The following is a 20,490-nucleotide window of genomic DNA, read 5'->3' as shown; positions in this document are numbered from 1 at the left end:
ATAGCAGTGAAGGTATTGTTTTGGCTATTACTATGACCGAGGCCGCTGAGGCTCATATCAAGAGTCAGCTGGCCAAGCGCGGTAAGGGAATCGGCATTCGTGTGGGTGTTAAGACCGCCGGGTGTTCAGGCCTTGCCTATGTACTGGAATTTGTCGATTCGGCAGAGGCCGAAGACGTGGTATTCGAGCAGGATGGAGTAAAGCTGATCGTAGACCCCAAGAGTTTGGTTTACCTGGATGGTACCCAGCTCGACTTCGTTAAGGAAGGGCTCAACGAAGGCTTCACCTTCACCAATCCCAACGTCAAAAACGAGTGTGGCTGCGGCGAGAGTTTCCACGTCTGAGTGTGGCCCGCTTCAGCGAGGCCGGATGCACTGCGCATGCCGGCCTTTTTATTGGCCCGGCAGTTGCCGGGTGCGGCGCCGCCGCCCAGTTTTTAAGGCCCAGTGCCGGCAGGTGAACTGAGATGGCAACCAACCTGACCCATTTTGAAATATTCGGGCTTGACCCCGCCTTTGAACTCGATCGCAGTGCTCTGTCCGCACGCTATCGGGAATTGCAGCGGGAATTCCACCCGGATAAATACGCTTCCAAATCCGAGCGCGAACAGTTGCTCGCTATTCAAATGGCTGCGCAGATCAATGAAGCCCACACGGTACTTCGCGATCCGGTGCAACGCGCTGCTTACCTGCTCAAGTTGGCTGGGGTGGAAGTGCCACCTGAGCAGACTACCGCCGATACAGAGTTCCTGATGCAGCAGATGCTGCTGCGCGAGCGCCTGGAGGAAGTGCGCGAGCAAGCAAATCCCACTGTTGCCCTGGAGGAACTCGCCGAAGAGGTGGATGACCTCTACCGCGGTGCGCAGCGGCAATTTGCTGGGGCCTATGCCGCGGGCAAGTTCAGCGAAGCAGAAGACGCCCTGCGCAAGCAGCAATTCCTGGTCAAGCTGCAGTCGCAAGTGGAAGAGCTGGAAGCTGATCTGTTCGGCGATTAAACAAGCGCTACCAGAAAATAAACCGGGATCTGGCACAGGCGGTGCCAACGCGATAAATCCCGCTGATAGAAGAGATAAGTAATGGCATTACTGCAGATTTCCGAGCCGGGGCAGAGTCCCGACCCCCATCAGCGCAAATACGCGGTGGGCATCGATTTGGGCACCACCAACTCACTGGTGGCCACGGTGCGCAGCGGCTCGGCAGAGGCCATTGCGGCAGAGGATGGCAGTGTTATCCTGCCCTCGGCGGTGCACTACAGCTGCGACGGTATTACCGTTGGTAGCGAGGCGCGTCTGCGTGCTGCTGCTGATCCCTACAACACCATGCTGTCGATCAAGCGCTTGATGGGCCGTGGGGTCGCCGATGTAAAAAGCCTGGGCGAGCAGCTGCCCTATCATTTTTCCGATACCGATGGCGGCATGCCCACAATTGAAACTGCCGCCGGCCCGGTTAACCCGGTGCAGGTGTCTGCGGAAATCCTTAAGAAGCTGGCCCAGCGTGGCCGCGATGCACTCTACGGCAAAGTGGATGGCGAGCTCGACGGCGCAGTGATTACCGTGCCGGCCTATTTTGATGATGCCCAGCGCCAGGCGACCAAGGACGCGGCCAAGCTGGCCGGCCTGAAGGTGCTGCGCCTGCTCAATGAGCCGACTGCCGCGGCGGTAGCCTATGGCCTCGATCGGGGGGAAGAGGGCGTGATCGCTGTCTATGACCTGGGCGGCGGCACCTTTGATATTTCAATCCTGCGACTGTCCCGCGGTGTTTTTGAGGTAATGGCCACCGGTGGTGATACGGCTTTGGGTGGCGATGACTTTGATCGCATTATTGCGGCCTGGATTGCCGAGCAGGCGGGCCTGGGCACTGATCTGGATGCGTCGACTCAGCGGTTGTTACTAGATAGTGCCTGCGCTGCTAAGGAGTCCCTGAGTGGTGCCGAGCAGGTAGAAATACACCATGGGGACTGGCGGGGCGTGCTCGATCGGGCGACCATGGCCTCGTTGCTGGATCCCATGATCGACAAGACCCTGCGCGCCTGCAAACGCGCCCTGCGCGATGCCGATATCGGTGTGGATGAAGTGCAGGAAGTGGTTCTGGTGGGTGGTTCCACTCGGACTTTGCGGGTGCGTGAGCGGGTCGAAGACTATTTTGGCCGTGCGCCCCATGCTGAAATCGATCCGGATCAAGTGGTAGCCATTGGTGCCGCCCTGCAGGCCGATGTGTTGGTGGGCAATAAATCCGACGACGACCTGCTGCTGCTGGATGTAATCCCGTTGTCTCTGGGTATTGAGACCATGGGTGGGCTCACCGAGAAGTTGATTGCGCGCAATACCACCATTCCGGTGTCTAAAGCTCAGGAATTCACCACTTTCAAAGATGGCCAGACCGCCATGGCGATTCATGTGGTGCAGGGTGAGCGAGAGCTGGTTAGCGACTGCCGCTCGCTGGCACGTTTCGAATTGCGCGGAATTCCTCCAATGGTGGCGGGTGCCGCTCATATTCGCGTGACCTTCCAGGTGGATGCGGATGGCTTGCTGTCGGTGACTGCAATGGAGAAGAGCAGTGGTGTTAGTGCAGATATCGTAGTGAAGCCTTCCTACGGCCTGGAGGATAAGGACATAGCGCGCATGCTGCAGGAATCCTATACCCACGCCGCCGAGGATATTGCCCTGCGTGCTTTGCGCGAGGCGCAGGTTGAGGCGGAGCGGACTTTAGAGAGTTTGCTGATGGCCCTGCGTGAAAACGGCGCCGAGCTGCTGGAAGAGCATGAGCTGAGTGAGCTGGAGCATGCAATGGAAGCTCTGCGCCTGGCCCATAACGGGGGAGATGCCGATGAGATTCGTCAGCGTATGGAGACCCTTAACCAGCTGTCAGAGCCCTTTGCGGCCAAACGTATGGATGCTTCTATCAAGCGCGCCATGCGCGGCCACAGCCTGGATGAATTTGATAAATAAGCGGTGGGCGCCTAGCCCGCACAACTTGCGGCCGGGGCTTGCCCCCGTCGGATTGAGACCATAGAGAGTCAGTACCCATGCCGAAGATAGTATTTTTACCCCACCCGGAAATGTGCCCTGAAGGTAAAGTGGTGGAAGCGGAGAGCGGTGTCAGTGTAATCGATGCGGCACTGGCCAACGATATCGAGATCGAGCACGCCTGCGAGAAGGCCTGTGCCTGTACTACCTGCCATGTGATTGTGCGCGAAGGCTTCTACTCCCTGGAGGAGCCCGATGAGCTGGAAGAAGACCTGCTGGACAAGGCTTGGGGCCTGGAACCCGAGTCGCGCCTGTCTTGTCAGGCGATCGTTGAAGACGAAGATCTGGTGGTGGAAATTCCCAAATACACCATCAACCAGGTGTCCGAAAAGCACTGAGTGCCGCGGGTAGTGAGGAAGCCAAAACAATGAAGTGGACCGATATTCACGATATCGCTATTGAGCTCTGCGAAGCCCATGAAGATGTGGACCCGCTTACCGTCAATTTTGTTGACTTGCGCAACTGGGTGATGGCGTTACCTGAGTTTGATGACGAGCCGAGCCGTTGTGGTGAAAAGATTCTGGAGGCTATTCAGGCCGCCTGGATTGAGGAACGCGAGTAGTCAGAATGGGTTTAAGGGGGTATTGGTATTGGAGTACAAAAGTCGATCAATACCCCGTATAATCCGCCGGCCGCGAAATGCGGTGATCAAAAATTGAGTACCCCCGGTGGGTATGAAAGGAATACTAGGGAAGAGCAACTGTGTAGGTTGCTCTTTCTATATGTAAGTTAAGTTACAAAAATCAATTTGGAGATAACCATGGCCCTGGAGCGTACCCTTTCCATCATCAAGCCGGACGCAGTAGCCAAGAATGTAATCGGTGAAATCGAGAGCCGTTTTGAGAAAGCTGGCCTGAGCATCGTTGCCATGAAAATGGTTCAACTGTCCCGTGAAAAGGCTGAAGGTTTCTACGCTGAGCACAAAGAGCGTCCTTTCTTCAAAGACCTGGTTGACTTCATGACTTCCGGTCCGGTTGTTGTACAGGTTCTGGAAGGCGAGAACGCTATCCTGGCAAACCGCGATCTGATGGGCGCTACCAACCCGAAAGAAGCGGCTGCTGGCACCATCCGCGCTGACTTCGCTGACAGCATCGACGCTAACGCTGTACACGGTTCCGACTCCGCAGAGTCCGCCGCCCGCGAAGTAAGCTACTTCTTCGCCGACGACGAAATCTGCGCGCGCGCTTAATTAGCGCCACAAATCGCACCGGTCTGTCCGGACCGGTGCAATTCTTCCCCCGAGGTGAAATGAATGACCACAGAGAAAACCAACCTGCTCGGCCTTTCAGTAGAAAAGCTGGCCGCCTTTTTTGAATCATTGGGCGAGAAGCGCTTCCGCGCAGTTCAGGTTTTAAAGTGGATTCACCAGAATGGGGTTGATGATTTTGCTGAGATGACCAATGTCAGCAAGGCCCTGCGTCAAAAGCTGGCGGAAGTGGCCGAAGTCCGTGCCCCGGAAGTATTGAATCAGTGGGATTCTGCCGACGGCACACGCAAGTGGCTAATTAAAGTCTCCGGTGGCAATGCTATCGAGACGGTTTATATCCCCGATGGCGATCGCGGCACTCTGTGTGTCTCCTCGCAGGTGGGCTGTTCCCTGGATTGCAGTTTCTGTGCAACTGGCAAGCAGGGCTTTAACCGCGATTTAACCGCGGCAGAAATTATCGGGCAGGTGTGGATCGCCTGTAAGTCTTTCGGCCAGCTGGACCCGAAAGGACCGCGTAAAGTCACCAACGTGGTGATGATGGGCATGGGTGAGCCATTGCTCAATTTCGACAATGTGGTCGATTCCATGAACCTGATGATGGAAGACAATGCCTACGGTATTTCCAAGCGCCGCGTCACCCTGTCAACTTCCGGTGTCGTGCCCGCACTGGACCGCCTAGCTGATGTGACCGATGTGAGCCTGGCGATTTCCCTGCACGCGCCCAACGACGAATTACGTAACGAGTTGGTGCCGATCAATAAGAAATACCCCATTGCGGTGTTGTTGGATTCCGCTAAGCGCTATATCGAGCGTATGCCGGATACGCACCGTAAAATGACCATTGAATACACGCTGATGCGCGAGGTTAACGACCGCCCGGAGCACGCTGAGCAATTGGCGGAGCTGCTGAAAGAGATTCCGGTGAAAATTAACCTGATTCCCTTTAACCCGTTTGAGCTGTCCGACTATCAGCGAGTGAGCAATAACGCACTGCGTCGCTTCCAGCAGATACTGCTTGATAAGGGTTATACGGTTACCGTGCGTACTACCCGCGGCGACGATATCGATGCAGCCTGTGGCCAGCTGGCCGGCAGTGTTAACGACCGCACCCGCCGCTCCGAGCGCTACCGCAACGCCGAACGCCCCGTCCGTATAGTCGGCTGATCACTCAATCCAGCCTGGATGATTTGCATAGCCACTTGCTAGCTTAGATCCGGGCTTGTCCTATCATTTCTGTAGGCCTTAGGGTCGTAATTCCTTTAAAGCCTCTCCATTTTATTCTGATCTCCCTTTTATTGGTGTCAACCAAATCCCTGGATACTGCGTTAACAGTCCAAAACTTTACGAAAGTGGATGGAAAGGACTGTTAAATTTTATGCGTACTGAAAAAGTGGATTTTAAGGTGTCTGCCAATGTCCTATTGCGATATTTATTTTTAATACTCTGTATATCCTTGGCAGCTTGCAGTTCAGGATCATCTGGAGGTGATGATGATACTTCGACACCGAATACTGTAGAGGGTGATTCAGACTCAGACTCAGACCCAGACCCAGACCCAGACCCAGACCCAGACCCAGATCCGCAATCTGAGCGGGGTAGTGGGCCCGGTAAATTGATTGGCCATGCCTTTTCCGGGACCAGCATCGGCCTTGCTTGGGAGCGGGATGGTGAGACCTATTTTGTTTATCGCAATGGTGAAATAGTCGCGCAAACCAGTAATAACTTTTTTGTCGATAAAAACCTCACGGTAGCGACTGAGTACAGCTACTTGCTAAATACGGTCGATACTGCCAGCGCCTCTGAGGCCGATCAGATTGTTGTTAAGACATTGGTAAATGACACGAATACTGGGCTAAATAACGGCACAGAAGACGATGTCTTAAACGAGCGTATATCCACTTTTGCCGAGTGTAAAAATGTCTCCAGCGCCCTGGATTTACTCGAGGAAGATATTGATAACTGCTTGGCAGCCATGCTTGAGCTCAATCGCATGGCCTCTCTTGTTGAGGATATACGTGCTTTTGCCGCGCGTGTTCGCAGCGAGCAGGAACCAGCCATGGTCGAGCTGGGTATGCGCCTGTTCCACAATAAATCCCTGAGTGCCAATCAAGATACTTCCTGCTCCTCTTGTCACCACCCGGCGATTGGCTGTGGTGGGGATGATCTATCAATGCCGGTTGGCATTAATGCGGTAGATAGTACGTTGCTAGGGCCGGGGCGTTCTGACGGTATTAATGAAGTGCCGATAGTGCCGCGGAATTCACCAGCGACCTGCAACACTGCGCTCTGGTCTCGTGGCCTGTTTTGGGACAACCGGGTTTCATTGAGTCCTAATGGTGTGCTGCGCACAGATTCAACGGACGTTACCCGAAATACTTCCTCCGTGGTAGGTTCTGGTTCCCTGGCACTACTGATGGCACAGGCACACTTCCCTGTTACAGCACCACCTGAGATGGGGGATATCGTCGACTTTGGCTACGATGATTCTGTCGACGAAAACTTTACTGTATACCGCGAAGATATATTGGCGGCGAATCTGGATATCGAAGCTTGGGGGCCGCTATTTACATCCGCTTTTGGTGATCCTGAGATTAACTTTAGCCGTATTGCCCAGGCTATTGCAGCTTATGAGGCGGTGCAGATATTTATAGATAATTCATTTTTTGCCTATGTTGAGGGCAATTTACAAGCGCTTAGCGCCGAAGAGAAGCGTGGTGCTATCACGTTCATGTCGAGAGATTCTGGCTGTACTTTCTGCCATAAGGGGGCCTTCTTTACTTCCGAGGCGCTGATGGCTGCCAACTATCCGCAGATTGGAATTGGTACTGACGAGAGTGGCAGTGGAGCCGATTTGGGGGGAGAAGGGTCTTTGGGTTTTGGGGCATTCCGAGCCCCAACTCTGTTAAATGTGGCGATTACCGGCCCCTGGGGACATAGCGGGCAGTTTGGCAGCTTGCGTAGAAATGTCGAGCATTACAGGGATCAGGGTGTCTCAATTGCCAGTTACTTTGCCAATAATGAAATGTGTGATCTTGAACAGTTTAAAGATTTACAGGATTGCCCCAGTAAAGTAGCGCCTAATGGTTTGGTTCTGTCCCAGGATATTCTTGCAGGGAATGATGGTGGTGGTGTCAACCGCCTGACTGATGATGAGATCGACCTTGTTGTCATTTTTCTGGGCACTCTCACTGATCCAGTCGCCGCCAATAGTAGCTCTAATGAGATTCAATTTTTGATTCCTCCTCGAGACGGTGGTTCGGATGGCAAACAGCTGGATGCTAGAAACCGGAATGGGGAGAGTTTGTAATTCCCTGTTTGCCTTGTTTTATAGCCAATTGAATAGCTAGAAAAAAGTCAAAAGTACAGAGGGTATAGTTTTTATACCCTCTATGCCTATCTTTGCGATTTGTGAATTTAATTTTTTAGGTTGGGTCGCAGTATGGGCAAACTTAGCTTGTAGCCTTCTCAGTACCGTTTTCTCTACTTCTTTAAAGCCAGAGACAATTCACAGTATCCAATATCACTGTGCCAGCATCAGTGCTTTGCGACTCTCTCAACAGAATTTGCCAAGTAAAAGCTTTAGGGTCACTACCTCGGTATACCGTGAAATTGGCAAAAAAGTTCGGTTTCATGAAAAGTATTGTGAGGGCAGGCAATTCTTTCTGCTCCCCAAAAAACTACCTTTAAAAACATTGGATAGTTCCGAAAATATTAGCTTTTGGTGCCGTGTAGGGCACTAGTAGCTCCATTGTCAGTCCAGTGCTGTTCAAAACGATTTTTCAGTGGCGGAGTCGAGCTGTATTTATGAAAACCCAGAGCAATAATTTGCCGATATCATGCGCAGCACTGTTGCGATTAGTGCTACTGCCGCTTGTTCTGTTGGCAGTGGGCTGCAGCTCCGGTTCATCCGGTGGCGATGACAGCTCTGGCTCGGAAACGGTGGAAGCTGACACCGACGCTGGGGGAAATACCGATACAAACTCCGGTGGTGATGATACGGGTAATGACGGCGACACAGATAATGACGATGATGCAGGCAATGGCACAGAGACCGGGCAAGGCATTGCGGCGAAGGCCTTGATCGCCAATGCTTTTTCAGGAACGAGTATCGGCCTTTCCTGGCAGCGCGATGGGGCAACCTATGCTATCTATCGTGGCGGAGAAAAAATTGCCGAGACAGATAATCATTTTTATGTTGACCAGGGCCTTTCGATAAATACCGAGTACAGCTACTCAGTGACCAGTGGCGATGTGAACAGCGAGAGTGAAACGGCCCGGGTCAATGCGAAAACACTAATCAATAATACGAATAGCGGCCTTAACAATGGTGCGGTTGCAGTACCGGTCCTCGAGCGCCTTGTGAACATTAGTGAATGTAAAAATGTTCGCAGTGCATTGAATTTATTAGATGAAGATCTGGATACCTGCTTGGCGGCCATGCTGGAATCGAACAACATGGCTGGGCATCTGGAAGATATGCGCGCTTTTGCTGCCAGGGTGCGAAGTGAACAAGACCCTGCCATGGTCGAGCTGGGTATGCGCTTGTTCTACAGTCAATCCCTCAGTGCCAATGGCGATGTAGCCTGTGCCTCCTGTCACCACGCTGCTATCGGCTGTGGCGGTGACAATCTCTCTATGCCCGTGGGTGTGAATCCATTAGATCCTGCATTGGTTGGCCCAGGTCGCTCTGACGGTATCAATGAGGTACCCATAGTACCCAGAAACGCCCAGCCGATATGTAATGTGGCATTGTGGAGTAGTGGGCTCTTTTGGGATAACCGGGTGGCGCTTACCGATCGCGGTATCCGCACCGACTCACGGGACGTCAGCCTCAATACCGAAGCGGCGGTGGGTACAGGCACCCTGGCCTTGATGATGGCGCAGGCGCATTTTCCCGTAACCAATCCTGCGGAAATGGGTGATGTTACTCAATTTGGTTACGATGCGAGTATTGATAGCGGCACCACCGATTACCGCGAAGATATAGTGGCGGCCAATCTGGGGCGGGAATCCTGGAGTGGATTATTTAACGCAGCTTTTGGTGACGACCAGATTACTTTCAGCCGTATTGCGCAGGCTATAGCCGCTTTTGAAGCGGTGCAGCTCTTTATCGACAACCCTTTCTTCGACTATGTAGATGGCGACTTGAGTGCCCTCGATAATGATGAGAAGCGCGGTGCCATTACTTTTATGTCAGGGAATTCCGGCTGTACTAATTGCCATGCGGGTGCATTTTTTACTACTGAAGGGCCACGGCCTGCGAATTATCCACAAATTGGTATAGGTACCGATGAGAATGGCAGTGGCGCGGATCTGGGGGCGAACGGTGCTGGTGCCTTCCGTCCCCCAACACTACTGAATGTCGCGCTCACTGGCCCCTGGGGGCACAGTGGTCAATTTGCGACGCTACGCAGAAATGTCGAACACTATCGCGACCGTGCGGCATCGGTTAACCAGTATTACACCAATAGCGAAATGTGCGATTTGTCACAATTTTCTGGGTTAACAGATTGTGCCAGTAAGGTGGCGCCCAATGGCCTTGCGCTCTCCCAGGCAATCCTTGCGACCACCGGTGGTGATGCCGGTAATAATCTCAGCGATGCCGAGATCGACCTGGTCGTGCGTTTTCTTGAGACCCTGACCGACCCGGATGCGGCCAACACCTCTTCAAATTCCGTTCGCGCCCTGATCCCTACCCGCGACGGGGGTCCTGATGGCAAACAGCTTGATGCGAGGGATAGCTCCGGTAAGGAGCTGTAGTGGTGGTTTTATTATCGTTATTAACGAAATTTTCTGACTTTTGTGCAGGTTCCGCACTGCCCCGATTTTATTTTGTTATCAGCGGGAGATATCGCCGGGTCAATTGGAATTAATTAGGGGTACACAGCTGAAACTCACGGTGCTTTGCGGCACTATATGAGTCGGGAGGCAGGATCAGCGTCCGGGTCCAGTATCGGAAGAGGCATTGCAGACAGGTTATCTTGGGGACTGCTCTGCCATCACAGTGGGCACACCACTATTTTTTTACTTTGCCCCCGCCCTGGTGCTTGATCGATAGTGATTAATCACTGCGATCCCGCTTGATGGATAGATGAAAAATAAATGTACAGGTGATGTCGTGTCTGCAAATTCTTTTGGCCTGCGGTTCTTAGGCCTGATTCTCACTGTATTACTGGGAGGGTGTGTAACCACTGGTTTGCCAGAGCGCCAGGAGGTCAATCTGGAGAAGGCTTTGGAAACCCATGTTCAACTGGGTATTCGCTATCTGCAGAGTGGAGAGAACCGCGAGCTGGCTCGCCGCCACTTCAACAAGGCGCTGGAGCTGGGCAAGAAGAATCCTATAGCCCACCATGGCCTGGCTCTGCTGTATCAGGCCGATGGCGAATTGAAGGTGGCCGAGTCCCATTTCAAAAAGGCCCTGCGCTACAGCGACAATTTCTCCATGGCGCGCACAAACTATGGCGTGTTCCTTTACCAGCAGGAGCGCTATGAGGATGCTTTAGATCAATTTCGTCACGCCTCCGGTGACCTGACTTATAACCGCCGTTTCTTTGCCCTGGTTAACTATGGCCGCACTGCCAATCGCCTGGGCTTAGCAGATGAAGCAGAACGGGCCTACACACGTGCGCTCGCTCTCAACAGCAATCTGCCGGTAGCGCTACTGGAGTTGGCGGAGCTTAAATATGAGGCTGGCGACTATTCTGCGGCCAAACAGTACCTTGATCGTTACAGTGAGAATAACCGCCAGACACCCCAATCCCTATGGTTGGGGATACGTATTGAGAAGGTGTTTGGCAACCGCGACAAGGAGCTGAGTTATGCTCTTGCGCTGAAAAATCTGTACCCGTACTCTGCGGAAACACTGAAATATCAGGAGTTGAGTGGTAATGACGGATAGTAACTCCGTGCACCGCGACAGCGGCCAAATCGAATCCAGTACACAGGCTTCTCCCGGTGCGCTACTGCACTCTGCGCGCGAGGCGGCCGGGCTGTCTCGCGAGGAGCTGTCCCGGCGCTTGTGTATTATCGACAATACGGTGGAGTGGTTAGAAGAAGACCTTTACGAGCGCCAGCCGGAAGTGGTTTATGCGCGGGGTTATATTCGCAATATTTGCCGGGAGCTGAGCATTGACTCCGCTCCTGTGCTTACCGCCTACGATGCCGCACGTCCAAAACAGCAGGTGCGCAAAGAATCGCGACGTATCGAGATGAAAGCCGACTCCCTGCGCCCGGCGCGTAAACACGGCTATGGTCTGTTGGCTCTCCTGCCATTTGTGGTGGCGGGCGCTGTATTTTGGTGGCTCTATGTTGGCCCGGTAAATATTCCCGGTCTGCAGAACTCAGTAGAGCAAAATGCAGCCCCTGCCGAAACTGCTGAGCTATCCGTTGCTGAGCCATCCGTAAATATCAATGAAATAGCATTGGCGGAGCCTGGTTCAACCCAGTTGCAGGTTGCTGAGGCACCGGCGCAACAACTAGAGCCCGCCGGGGAAGAAGTCACGGAGGAGGCTCAAACTCCCGAACATAATACGCTTACTGAACCCCAGGTCAGCGTGCAAGCTGAAGACACTACCGCCCAGCTACCCGCAACCGTTGCGCAGCTGGATGAACAGTTGCAAGGAGCGCTGCGTCTCAGTTTCGACGAGGATTCCTGGGTTGAAGTAAAGGATGCCGAGGGTGTTGTACTGCTCGCCGGTGTTCAGCAAGCCGGCAGTTCCAAGAACCTGGATGGGCGCGCGCCCTTCGAAGTGATGCTCGGTAATGCCCGTGCAACCAAGGTGGTTTACCGCGAGCAAACGATTGAAAGCGACCCCATTGGCAATCGCCGCACCCGCCGCCTGATTGTGGGCAATTAAAGGATCTCCGCCGTTTGGGCGCGAACTCTGTAGGTTTGCGCCCAATCTCTCTATAATCTCCCCCTCGAATTTTTAGCAGCAATACTGCCAGGTCAGCCCTATGCAATTTGAATCTCCCATTGTCCGCCGCAAGTCGCGCCAGATCATGGTGGGTAATGTACCGGTCGGTGGCGATGCGCCGATCTCGGTGCAGAGCATGACCAATACCGAAACCTGTGATGTGGCCGCCACTGTGGGCCAGATCCAGCGTCTGGAAAATGCCGGTGCGGATATCGTGCGGGTCTCAGTGCCCAGCATGGAGGCCGCTGAGGCTTTCGGGGAAATTAAAAAGCAGGTGAATGTTCCGCTGGTGGCGGATATTCACTTCGACTATCGCATTGCTCTGCGAGTGGCCGACCTGGGGGTGGATTGCCTGCGCATCAACCCCGGTAATATCGGCCGTGAGAAGCGTATTCGTGCGGTGGTGGACAAGGCCCGCGATCTGAACATCCCGATTCGTATCGGTGTAAACGCGGGCTCTCTGGAAAAAGACCTGCAAAAAAAATACGGTGAGCCTACGCCAGATGCACTGGTGGAGTCCGCACTGCGCCATGTTGAGATTCTTGATAGCCTGAATTTTCAGGACTTCAAGGTGAGCGTGAAAGCCTCGGATATCTTTATGGCTACCGCTGCCTATCGCAAGCTGGCCCAGCAAATTGAACAGCCCTTGCACCTGGGTATTACAGAGGCCGGCGGCCTGCGAGCCGGTACGGTGAAATCCGCAATTGGTCTCGGTGCCCTGCTGCTCGACGGTATTGGCGATACCCTGCGGGTATCCCTGGCGGCAGACCCGGTGGAAGAGGTGAAAGTAGGTTGGGATCTTCTGAAGAGCTTGCGCCTGCGCAGCAAGGGGATCAATTTTATCGCCTGCCCCAGCTGCTCACGCCAGAACTTCGATGTGGTAAAAACCATGAATGAGCTGGAGACGCGCCTAGAAGATGTCACCACGCCGTTGGATGTGGCGGTGATCGGCTGTATCGTCAATGGCCCGGGCGAAGCGAAGGAAGCGGATATTGGCCTCACCGGCGGTACACCGAGCCACGCGATTTATGTGGACGGCCAGCCAGACCGCAAATTCAAAAATGAGAATTTAGTGGATGATTTGGAACGCCTAATTCGCGAAAAGGCCGCTGCCAAGGCCGAGCGTGAGGCAGATATCATCGCCAAAGCGTAGCAGGCACGTCTATTGCACTGCCCTATTCGTTGATTTAAGTAATTAGAAATTTAAGGAACAGCGTTGAAACAACTTCGCGCAATTCGCGGCATGAACGACCTGCTGCCGGAACAGTCCCCTGTTTGGCAATATGTGGAAGCCACCCTCAGTGAACTCTTTGCCCGCTACGGCTACAGTGAAATCCGTACGCCCACTCTGGAGGCAACCCAGCTGTTCAGCCGCGCCGTGGGCGAGGCTACCGATATTGTCGAAAAGGAAATGTACACCTTCGAGGACAAGAGCGGAGACAGCGTTACCCTGCGCCCAGAGGGCACCGCAGGGACCGTGCGCGCAGCGATCCAAAACAACCTGCTGATTCAGCCCCAGCGCCTGTGGTATTTCGGCCCCATGTTCCGCTATGAGCGCCCACAGAAAGGCCGTCTGCGCCAGTTCCACCAGTTTGGAGTGGAAGTGTTCGGCATCGAAGGGCCGGATATCGACGCGGAAATACTGATTATGACCGCGCGGCTGTGGCGTCAGCTGGGTATCGGTGAACACGTCACCCTGCAGTTGAACTCCCTGGGCAACTCCGACAGCCGCGCAGCCTATCGTGAGGCCCTGGTGGCCTACCTCAGCGAGCGCCGCGAGCAGCTGGACGAGGACAGTCAGCGCCGCCTGGAGCGCAATCCCTTGCGTATTCTCGACAGTAAAAATACGCAAACCCAGGAACTGCTCGCCGAGGCGCCCTGTCTATTGGATTTCCTCGATGAGGAATCTGCCGCCCACTTTGCCCAGTTGCGCGAGCTACTGGATGCAGCAGGGGTGAAATACGAGATCAACCCCAAACTGGTGCGCGGTCTCGATTACTACGGTAAAACCGTTTTTGAATGGGTGACCGACAGTCTCGGTGCCCAGGGCACTGTCTGTGCCGGCGGCCGCTACGATGGTTTGGTAGAACAGATGGGTGGGAAGCCCACTCCAGCAGTTGGCTTTGGCCTGGGTGCCGAGCGCCTGGTATTGATGTTGGAAACCCTTGAAGTACTACCGGAGAGTCTGGCGCAGCAAGTAGATGCCTACCTGGTGGCGGTGGGTGATGTACAATCAGCCGCCTTGGCTGCCGCCGAGCAATTGCGCGACGAGCTACCATGGTTGCGTCTGCAGGCGCACTGCGGAGGTGGGAGCTTTAAGAGCCAAATGAAGAAAGCGGATAAAAGCGGTGCCGATTACGCACTGATTATCGGCGAGGATGAGGCTGCAAATGGTCAGATTACAGTGAAATATCTGCGCTCCGAGCAACAGCAACAGACTCTCGCGCTCACGGAACTTGCGGCATTGCTGCAGGGCTGATTCAAATACTCAGGGTGGCGGTGGCCCCCGCCAGGATAGTTAGAAACCACAGGAAAGGCGATTTACCCAATGTCTGAGCATCTTACCGAACAAGAACAAATAGAAACGCTGAAGCGCTGGTGGGCGGAAAACGGCAGGGGCATTCTTACCGGCATAGTCCTGGCTCTGGCCGGCTACTTTGGTTATCAATGGTGGCAGGGTGACCAGCGCTCCAAGGCTGAGGCGGCCTCGGACCTTTACCAAGGTTTTATCCAGGCGGTATCCGCTAATGACAACCAGCCAGACAACAAGCAGCTGACTACTGCGAAGTCACTCGCCGAGCAGCTGAAAAACGAGTACGGCAGCCGTATCTACGCTAGTCAGGCCTCTCTGCGCCTGGCCGCAATTGCCGTCGACAAGAATGATCTGGAAGTCGCGCAGACTCACTTGCAGTGGGTGCTCGACAACTCCAAAGAAGATGCCATGAAGCTGCTGGCCAAGCGCCGCCTGGCCACGGTGATTGCCGCGCGCGGCAAACCAGATGAAGCTTTGAAGCTGATTGAGGGCAGTGTGCCCTCGGCCTTTGCCGCCCTCTATTCCGAGACGCGCGGTGATATTCTCCGACAGAAAGGCGATGACGCCGGCGCGCGCAGCGCCTACGAACAGGCTTTGACCGAGCTGTTACCAGAGCAGGCGGGCAGTACCCAGCTGCTACAACTCAAAGTTGAGAGCCTAGCAGTGGCCTCTGGCGAAGACTCTGGCGAAGAGCAGAAACCAAGTGAACCAGCACCTGAGGGAGGCGAATAATGGGATTTCTCAATCGCGCTGTGGGGCGCACCGCAGCGGTTGCCCTAGCGGTAGCTCTGGGTGCCTGCGCCTCCAACGAGAGTAAGGAGGATGTCGAGCCGGTAGACCTGGTCGATTTCGCGCCTAGTGTTCAGCTACGCGAAGTCTGGTCGGCGGATGTGGGCAGCATCGATGAGAAGCGTTATGCGATGCTGCAGCCGGGTCTGGCTGACGGTAAACTGATTGCCGCCAGCAGTGACGGTGAAGTGACCGCTTTTGATCGCAGCAGCGGTAGGCCCCAGTGGGAAACCGATCTGGATATTGAATTGAGCGGTGGTGTCGGTGTTGGATTGGGTATCGCTGTAGTTGTTGACTACCGCGGCCGTGCGGTGGCCCTGGACTTGCGAAATGGCGCTCAACTGTGGACCTATCAAGTCTCTGGTGAAGTGGTCTCCGCTCCGGCAATAGGCTCCAGTGTTGTGGTCCTGCAAACCGTTGACGGTAAGTTGGTGGGCCTGGATGCCAGCAGTGGTGAAGAGTTGTGGAGCCAAACCACCACCTTGCCAGTACTGACTCTCCGCGGCACCGCGGCCCCCGTGATTAGCGGCGGTCTGGTAATTGCCGGTCTCGATAATGGCAAATTGGTTGCCCTGGACGCCCGCGACGGCATAACCCGCTGGGAACAGCGCGTTGCCATTCCGCAGGGTTCTGCTGAATTGGAGCGGGTTGTGGATATCGACGGGTCGCCGGTAGTGCGCGGTGATCTGGTGTTTGCCGCCAGCTACCAGGGGCGTGTTGTCGCTTTATCCAAGGAAAACGGTCGTGGCCTTTGGGCGCGTGATGCCTCTACCAACCACTCAGTGGCTGTTGGTGGAGGGCATGTGTACCTGAGCGGCGCCTCGGGCAGTGTATACGCTTACAATGTGGGCGCTGGCCAGATCGCCTGGAGTAACAATGAATTACTGCGCCGCGAACTGAGTGGCCCGGCTTATTTCCAGGATGTTGTGATTGTCGGCGACTTGGAAGGTTACCTGCATGTGCTTGACCCCAGTTCCGGTCAGTTTATCGGCCGCGAAGAGGTGGATAACGATTCGATTCGTATCCCCATGCTGGTGGATGGCGACCTTTTGTTTGTCCTGTCTGATGACGGCAAGTTGGTAGCCCTGACCCTCGCTCGGAGCTAAGCGCGCAATATTGCTGTGGCGGACAGGCAGTCCGCTTTTGGGCACCAGCCCGCAAAAGGAGCCTGCTTCGCAGGTGAATTGAAATCGCCCGCCTTGTGCGGGCGTTTGTATTTATTTATTAGGCTAAAGCCAGAATTCTATGCTGCCAGTTATCGCCCTGGTCGGGCGCCCCAACGTGGGCAAATCCACACTGTTTAATCGTCTTACCAAGAGCCGCGACGCCTTGGTGGCTAATTACGCCGGTCTTACTCGCGACCGCAAATATGGCGAGGCCGAAATCGATGGACGCAAAGTACTTCTCGTAGATACCGGCGGTATCACCGGCGGAGAAGAGGGCATTGATGCGGCCATGGCGCAGCAGTCTATGCAGGCTATCGAAGAAGCGGATATCGTGCTGTTCCTGGTGGATAGTCGCGATGGCCTGACCCCGGCGGATGAAATGATCGCAGACCGGCTGCGCACTCGCTCCAAGCCGACCTTCCTGGTTGCCAACAAGGTCGATGGTGTCAACCCGGATATCGCCCTGGCGCCCTTCTATGAGCTGGGTATCGGTGAACTCTTTCCCACCACTGCCACCCACGGTCGTGGTGTGCGCAGCCTGATGCAGCGCGTGGTTGAGGATCTTCCTGAGGTGGCGGCTGAAGAGGAGCCGGAAGAGGCCACTGGAATCAAGATTGCCATTGTTGGGCGCCCCAACGTGGGTAAATCTACCCTGGTCAACCGCCTGCTCGGCGAGGACCGCGTAGTGGTATACGACCAGCCTGGCACCACGCGCGACAGTGTCTATATCAATTATGAGCGCGATGAGAAGCCCTATACCTTGATCGATACTGCCGGTATTCGCCGTCGCAAGAACATTAAGGAATCGGTGGAGAAGTTCTCTATCGTCAAAACCCTGCAGGCGGTGGAAGACGCCAATGTGGTGGTGCTGGTGATTGATGCTCGCGAGGGCCTGGTGGACCAGGATATGCACCTGATGGGCAGCGTGATTCAGGCTGGGCGAGCCTTGGTGGTGGCTCTGAACAAGTGGGATGGCCTGGAGGCAGATCACCGCGACTACGTGAAAACGGAGCTGGAGCGCCGCCTGCGTTTTGTCGAGTTTGCCGATGTGCACTTTATTTCCGCCCTGCACGGTACTGGCGTTGGCCATTTGTACGAGTCTATCGAGGCCGCCTATCAGAGTGCGACAGATAAACTCTCCACCAACCACCTCACGCGTATTCTGCAATGGGCAGTAAGTGAGCACCAACCACCGCTTGTGCACGGCCATCGTATCAAACTGCGTTACGCCCATGCGGGCGGCCAGAACCCGCCGGTGATCGTTATTCACGGCAATCAGACCGAACAGGTGCCTGCGCACTATGTACGTTATCTGGAAAAGACGTTCCGCAAGGCCTTGGAGCTACACGGGACACCGGTGAAAATCGAATTCCGTACCAGTGACAACCCCTACGCCGGTAAGAAAAACAAACTGAGTGATCGCCAGAAGGCCAAGAAACGCCGCCTCATGAAGTTTGTGAAAAAGAAAAAATAAAGTTCCACACGCCTACAAGCCAGAGTGTCGCCAATCCCCCCCTTGTCTTGCACTGCGGGGGGCATTTTACGGGTTAATATCCTTAGCGGTAGATCGCGGATCCGACCGGGATCATGGACGACACCTAAGGAGATGGCGATGCTGGAGCTGAAAAAACCCGCGCTATTGCGCACCCAGTCCTATATCAACGGCCAATGGGTCGATGCCGATTCCGGCGCTACTTTCGACGTTAAAGATCCGGCCACCGGCAAGGTAGTGGCCAGCATAGCTGACCTTGGTGCCGATGAGACCCGTCGCGCTATTGAGGCGGCCAGTGCTGCCTGGCCAGACTGGGCCGCTACTCCGGTTAAGGAGCGGGCCAAGTTACTGCGGCATTGGTACAACTTGGTGATCGATAACACCGAGGACTTAGCCAGAATTCTTACCGCCGAACAGGGGAAGCCCCTCTCTGAGTCACGCACAGAGATAGTCTACGGTGCCAACTATATCGAGTGGTTTGCCGAGGAGGCTAAGCGCATTTATGGCGATGTCATAGCGCCCCCCGCCAACGACCGCCGCATCGTGGTGATCAAGCAACCTGTTGGGGTCACTTGTTCAGTCACGCCATGGAATTTCCCCAATGCCATGATCGCCCGCAAGATGGCGCCGGCCCTGGCGGCCGGTTGTCCATTTATCGCCAAGCCGGCCCATGAGACGCCATTATCCGCCCTGGCGCTGGCGGTACTGGCGGAGGAAGCGGGTATTCCCCCGGGGATCTTCAATATTGTGGTTGGCCAAAATGCGCCGGCCATCGGCACCGAGATGACGAAGAATCCTCTAGTGCGCAAGTTTACCTTTACCGGTTCCACCGCTGTGGGTAAGAAACTGCAGGCCCAGTGTGCTGAAACCATGAAGAAAACCTCCATGGAGCTGGGCGGCAACGCGCCATTTATTGTTTTTGATGATGCGGATCTGGATGAGGCAGTGAAAGGTGCCATTGTCTGTAAGTACCGCAACGCCGGGCAAACTTGTGTCTGCGCCAATCGTATTTTCGTACAGGAAGGGGTTTACGAGGCTTTCGCGGAGAAATTTGCCCAGGCAGTTAACGCGCTAACAATGGGGAATGGCTTTGCAGAGGGAACCGATATTGGCCCCATGATTACCGTCAAAGCGGTCGAAAAGGTGGAGGGGTTGGTAGAAGATGCCCTACAAAAAGGTGCGAAAACTCTGGTTGCTGGTGGACCCGATGCTATGGGCGATCAGTTCTATGCACCCATAATACTGGGAAATGCCACTGAGCAAATGAATCTGTTTAAAGAGGAAATCTTTGGTCCAGTGGCACCACTGTTTAAATTCTCCACGGAAGAAGAGGTGATTCGCATGGCTAATGATACCGAGTTTGGCCTCGCCTCTTATTTCTATTCCCGTGATATTGGACGGGTTTGCCGAGTGTCTGAAGCGCTGGAGTACGGCATGGTGGGTGTGAATGAAGGGATTATCTCCAATGAAATGGCGCCCTTTGGAGGTGTAAAGGAATCTGGTCAGGGACGGGAGGGTTCTAAATACGGTATTGAGGACTACATGGAAATAAAATATTTATGTATTGCTGGTGTCGATAAATAATTCCCGCAACTGGTTTAAAATATCGGGCTCATTATTGGTTGTCTGGATTTTCCATGGTTGTTGAGCCCATTGCCCGTGTGCACTCCTGTTTTGGTGAAAAATTTGGTGTTCCCCGTCAGCCACTGCTCACCGATGCCAGTCGGGCTAGTATCGAACTACTACCGCCACTGAATGTGGCAGATGCGGTAGCGGGGTTGGAGGAAAACAGTCATATCTGGGTTGTTTTCCAGTTTCACCAGGCTGCCGGGCAATGGTCCGCCAAGGTCCGTCCTCCGCGTCTGGGTGGTAATAAAAAGCTCGGTGTACTCGCCACTCGTTCCCCCTTTAGGCCCAATAATATTGGTCTTTCCGCGGTGCGTTTACTGGAAGTGCGCACCTCCCCCAAAGTGGAATTGATTGTCGGTGGAGCTGACCTGGTAGACGGCACACCTGTGTTGGATATCAAACCCTATGTGCCCTATGCCGATGCCCTACACCATGCTGAAAGCGCTTTTGCCGATGCCGCCCCGGCATTAATCACTGTAAATATCCCGGAGGCGATTCTTCACCAAGCGAAGGCCTATAAAGATGACTGGGGCACCGATCTGCCGAAGTTAATTGAGCAGGTTCTGGCACAAGATCCCCGGCCCGCTTACCAAAAAAACGATCCACAGCGAATTTATGGCATGGCGCTGTGTGGGTTCAATTTGTGTTGGCGCTACACGGAAAGAAGGATTGAGGTGGTGTCGCTGGATGCATTGTGAGAACAGTTTGCTACTGGGTTAGGGGATTTATGCCT

General features: G+C 54.4%; 18 protein-coding genes. All 18 read left to right on the top strand.

Going from position 1 to position 20,490, the window contains the following annotated elements; genetic code table 11:
• The first annotated feature begins 32 nt into the window (after positions 1–32).
• The 18 genes from iscA to tsaA all read left to right on the top strand — a co-directional run bounded on the left by iscA (position 33) and on the right by tsaA (position 20,455).
• Entirely contained in the window at positions 33–344 is a 312-nt protein-coding gene (gene iscA, locus ACJJIV_RS06060) for an iron-sulfur cluster assembly protein IscA (protein WP_435583629.1), read from the top strand.
• A 122-nt stretch (positions 345–466) separates the two neighbouring features.
• Entirely contained in the window at positions 467–994 is a 528-nt protein-coding gene (gene hscB / locus ACJJIV_RS06055; protein WP_444891111.1) for a Fe-S protein assembly co-chaperone HscB, read from the top strand.
• 81 nt (positions 995–1,075) lie between these two features.
• Entirely contained in the window at positions 1,076–2,947 is a 1,872-nt protein-coding gene (gene hscA / locus ACJJIV_RS06050) for a Fe-S protein assembly chaperone HscA (RefSeq protein ID WP_444891110.1), read from the top strand.
• 77 nt (positions 2,948–3,024) lie between these two features.
• Complete coding sequence (fdx, locus tag ACJJIV_RS06045) at positions 3,025–3,363, top strand: ISC system 2Fe-2S type ferredoxin (protein ID WP_152451921.1); 339 nt, start codon at positions 3,025–3,027, stop codon at positions 3,361–3,363.
• 29 nt (positions 3,364–3,392) lie between these two features.
• Positions 3,393–3,587: a Fe-S cluster assembly protein IscX gene (gene iscX, locus ACJJIV_RS06040; RefSeq protein ID WP_444891109.1), complete on the top strand. Its 195-nt coding sequence runs from the start codon at positions 3,393–3,395 to the stop codon at positions 3,585–3,587.
• A gap of 198 nt (positions 3,588–3,785) precedes the next feature.
• Entirely contained in the window at positions 3,786–4,214 is a 429-nt protein-coding gene (gene ndk / locus ACJJIV_RS06035) for a nucleoside-diphosphate kinase (RefSeq protein WP_108731991.1), read from the top strand.
• 63 nt (positions 4,215–4,277) lie between these two features.
• Complete coding sequence (gene rlmN, locus ACJJIV_RS06030; protein ID WP_252084812.1) at positions 4,278–5,396, top strand: dual-specificity RNA methyltransferase RlmN; 1,119 nt, start codon at positions 4,278–4,280, stop codon at positions 5,394–5,396.
• 211 nt (positions 5,397–5,607) lie between these two features.
• On the top strand, positions 5,608–7,539 hold the full coding sequence (locus tag ACJJIV_RS06025; protein ID WP_444891108.1) for a cytochrome-c peroxidase: 1,932 nt from the start codon (positions 5,608–5,610) through the stop codon (positions 7,537–7,539).
• A 497-nt stretch (positions 7,540–8,036) separates the two neighbouring features.
• Complete coding sequence (locus ACJJIV_RS06020; RefSeq protein ID WP_444891107.1) at positions 8,037–9,992, top strand: cytochrome-c peroxidase; 1,956 nt, start codon at positions 8,037–8,039, stop codon at positions 9,990–9,992.
• 358 nt (positions 9,993–10,350) lie between these two features.
• The gene (gene pilW, locus ACJJIV_RS06015; protein ID WP_444891106.1) at positions 10,351–11,130 is read left to right on the top strand and encodes a type IV pilus biogenesis/stability protein PilW; all 780 of its coding nucleotides are present in this window, start codon (positions 10,351–10,353) and stop codon (positions 11,128–11,130) included.
• The gene (locus ACJJIV_RS06010; protein WP_444891105.1) at positions 11,120–12,088 is read left to right on the top strand and encodes a RodZ domain-containing protein; all 969 of its coding nucleotides are present in this window, start codon (positions 11,120–11,122) and stop codon (positions 12,086–12,088) included. The genes pilW and ACJJIV_RS06010 overlap by 11 nt, the downstream gene beginning before the upstream one ends.
• Before the next feature lie 100 nt (positions 12,089–12,188).
• Positions 12,189–13,301, top strand: a complete 1,113-nt coding sequence (ispG, locus tag ACJJIV_RS06005; protein ID WP_252084817.1) for a flavodoxin-dependent (E)-4-hydroxy-3-methylbut-2-enyl-diphosphate synthase — start codon at positions 12,189–12,191, stop codon at positions 13,299–13,301.
• 63 nt (positions 13,302–13,364) lie between these two features.
• Positions 13,365–14,627, top strand: coding sequence for a histidine--tRNA ligase (gene hisS, locus ACJJIV_RS06000; protein WP_252084818.1), 1,263 nt, complete (start codon positions 13,365–13,367; stop codon positions 14,625–14,627).
• A gap of 69 nt (positions 14,628–14,696) precedes the next feature.
• Positions 14,697–15,413 (top strand): YfgM family protein, encoded by a 717-nt coding sequence (locus ACJJIV_RS05995; protein WP_444891104.1) that lies wholly within the window; start codon positions 14,697–14,699, stop codon positions 15,411–15,413.
• Positions 15,413–16,576 carry an outer membrane protein assembly factor BamB gene (gene bamB, locus ACJJIV_RS05990; RefSeq protein WP_252084820.1) on the top strand — a complete coding sequence of 388 codons (1,164 nt, stop codon included), beginning with the start codon at positions 15,413–15,415 and terminating at the stop codon, positions 16,574–16,576. Before ACJJIV_RS05995 ends, bamB begins: the two co-directional genes overlap by 1 nt.
• A 139-nt stretch (positions 16,577–16,715) precedes the next feature.
• Positions 16,716–18,110 carry a ribosome biogenesis GTPase Der gene (der, locus tag ACJJIV_RS05985; protein ID WP_444891103.1) on the top strand — a complete coding sequence of 465 codons (1,395 nt, stop codon included), beginning with the start codon at positions 16,716–16,718 and terminating at the stop codon, positions 18,108–18,110.
• Positions 18,111–18,248: 138 nt separating this feature from the next.
• Positions 18,249–19,712: an NAD-dependent succinate-semialdehyde dehydrogenase gene (locus ACJJIV_RS05980; protein ID WP_444888206.1), complete on the top strand. Its 1,464-nt coding sequence runs from the start codon at positions 18,249–18,251 to the stop codon at positions 19,710–19,712.
• 53 nt (positions 19,713–19,765) lie between these two features.
• Entirely contained in the window at positions 19,766–20,455 is a 690-nt protein-coding gene (gene tsaA, locus ACJJIV_RS05975; protein WP_444891102.1) for a tRNA (N6-threonylcarbamoyladenosine(37)-N6)-methyltransferase TrmO, read from the top strand.
• Positions 20,456–20,490 lie beyond the last annotated feature (35 nt).

It is taken from the genome of Microbulbifer mixtoriginis (SeqCode) (assembly GCF_052466765.1).
Note: the sequence above shows the minus strand (reverse complement) of the source record. Positions and strands in the feature narration are given on the sequence as shown.

Excerpts from the sequence above, each read along its gene's own strand:
- iscA (WP_435583629.1), top strand. The coding sequence starts at position 33 with ATGACCGAGGCCGCTGAGGCTCATATCAAGAGTCAGCTGGCCAAGCGC.
- hscB (WP_444891111.1), top strand. The coding sequence starts at position 467 with ATGGCAACCAACCTGACCCATTTTGAAATATTCGGGCTTGACCCCGCC.
- hscA (WP_444891110.1), top strand. The coding sequence starts at position 1,076 with ATGGCATTACTGCAGATTTCCGAGCCGGGGCAGAGTCCCGACCCCCAT.
- fdx (WP_152451921.1), top strand. The coding sequence starts at position 3,025 with ATGCCGAAGATAGTATTTTTACCCCACCCGGAAATGTGCCCTGAAGGT.
- iscX (WP_444891109.1), top strand. The coding sequence starts at position 3,393 with ATGAAGTGGACCGATATTCACGATATCGCTATTGAGCTCTGCGAAGCC.
- ndk (WP_108731991.1), top strand. The coding sequence starts at position 3,786 with ATGGCCCTGGAGCGTACCCTTTCCATCATCAAGCCGGACGCAGTAGCC.
- rlmN (WP_252084812.1), top strand. The coding sequence starts at position 4,278 with ATGACCACAGAGAAAACCAACCTGCTCGGCCTTTCAGTAGAAAAGCTG.
- ACJJIV_RS06025 (WP_444891108.1), top strand. The coding sequence starts at position 5,608 with ATGCGTACTGAAAAAGTGGATTTTAAGGTGTCTGCCAATGTCCTATTG.
- ACJJIV_RS06020 (WP_444891107.1), top strand. The coding sequence starts at position 8,037 with ATGAAAACCCAGAGCAATAATTTGCCGATATCATGCGCAGCACTGTTG.
- ACJJIV_RS06010 (WP_444891105.1), top strand. The coding sequence starts at position 11,120 with ATGACGGATAGTAACTCCGTGCACCGCGACAGCGGCCAAATCGAATCC.
- ispG (WP_252084817.1), top strand. The coding sequence starts at position 12,189 with ATGCAATTTGAATCTCCCATTGTCCGCCGCAAGTCGCGCCAGATCATG.
- ACJJIV_RS05995 (WP_444891104.1), top strand. The coding sequence starts at position 14,697 with ATGTCTGAGCATCTTACCGAACAAGAACAAATAGAAACGCTGAAGCGC.
- bamB (WP_252084820.1), top strand. The coding sequence starts at position 15,413 with ATGGGATTTCTCAATCGCGCTGTGGGGCGCACCGCAGCGGTTGCCCTA.
- der (WP_444891103.1), top strand. The coding sequence starts at position 16,716 with ATGCTGCCAGTTATCGCCCTGGTCGGGCGCCCCAACGTGGGCAAATCC.
- ACJJIV_RS05980 (WP_444888206.1), top strand. The coding sequence starts at position 18,249 with ATGCTGGAGCTGAAAAAACCCGCGCTATTGCGCACCCAGTCCTATATC.
- tsaA (WP_444891102.1), top strand. The coding sequence starts at position 19,766 with ATGGTTGTTGAGCCCATTGCCCGTGTGCACTCCTGTTTTGGTGAAAAA.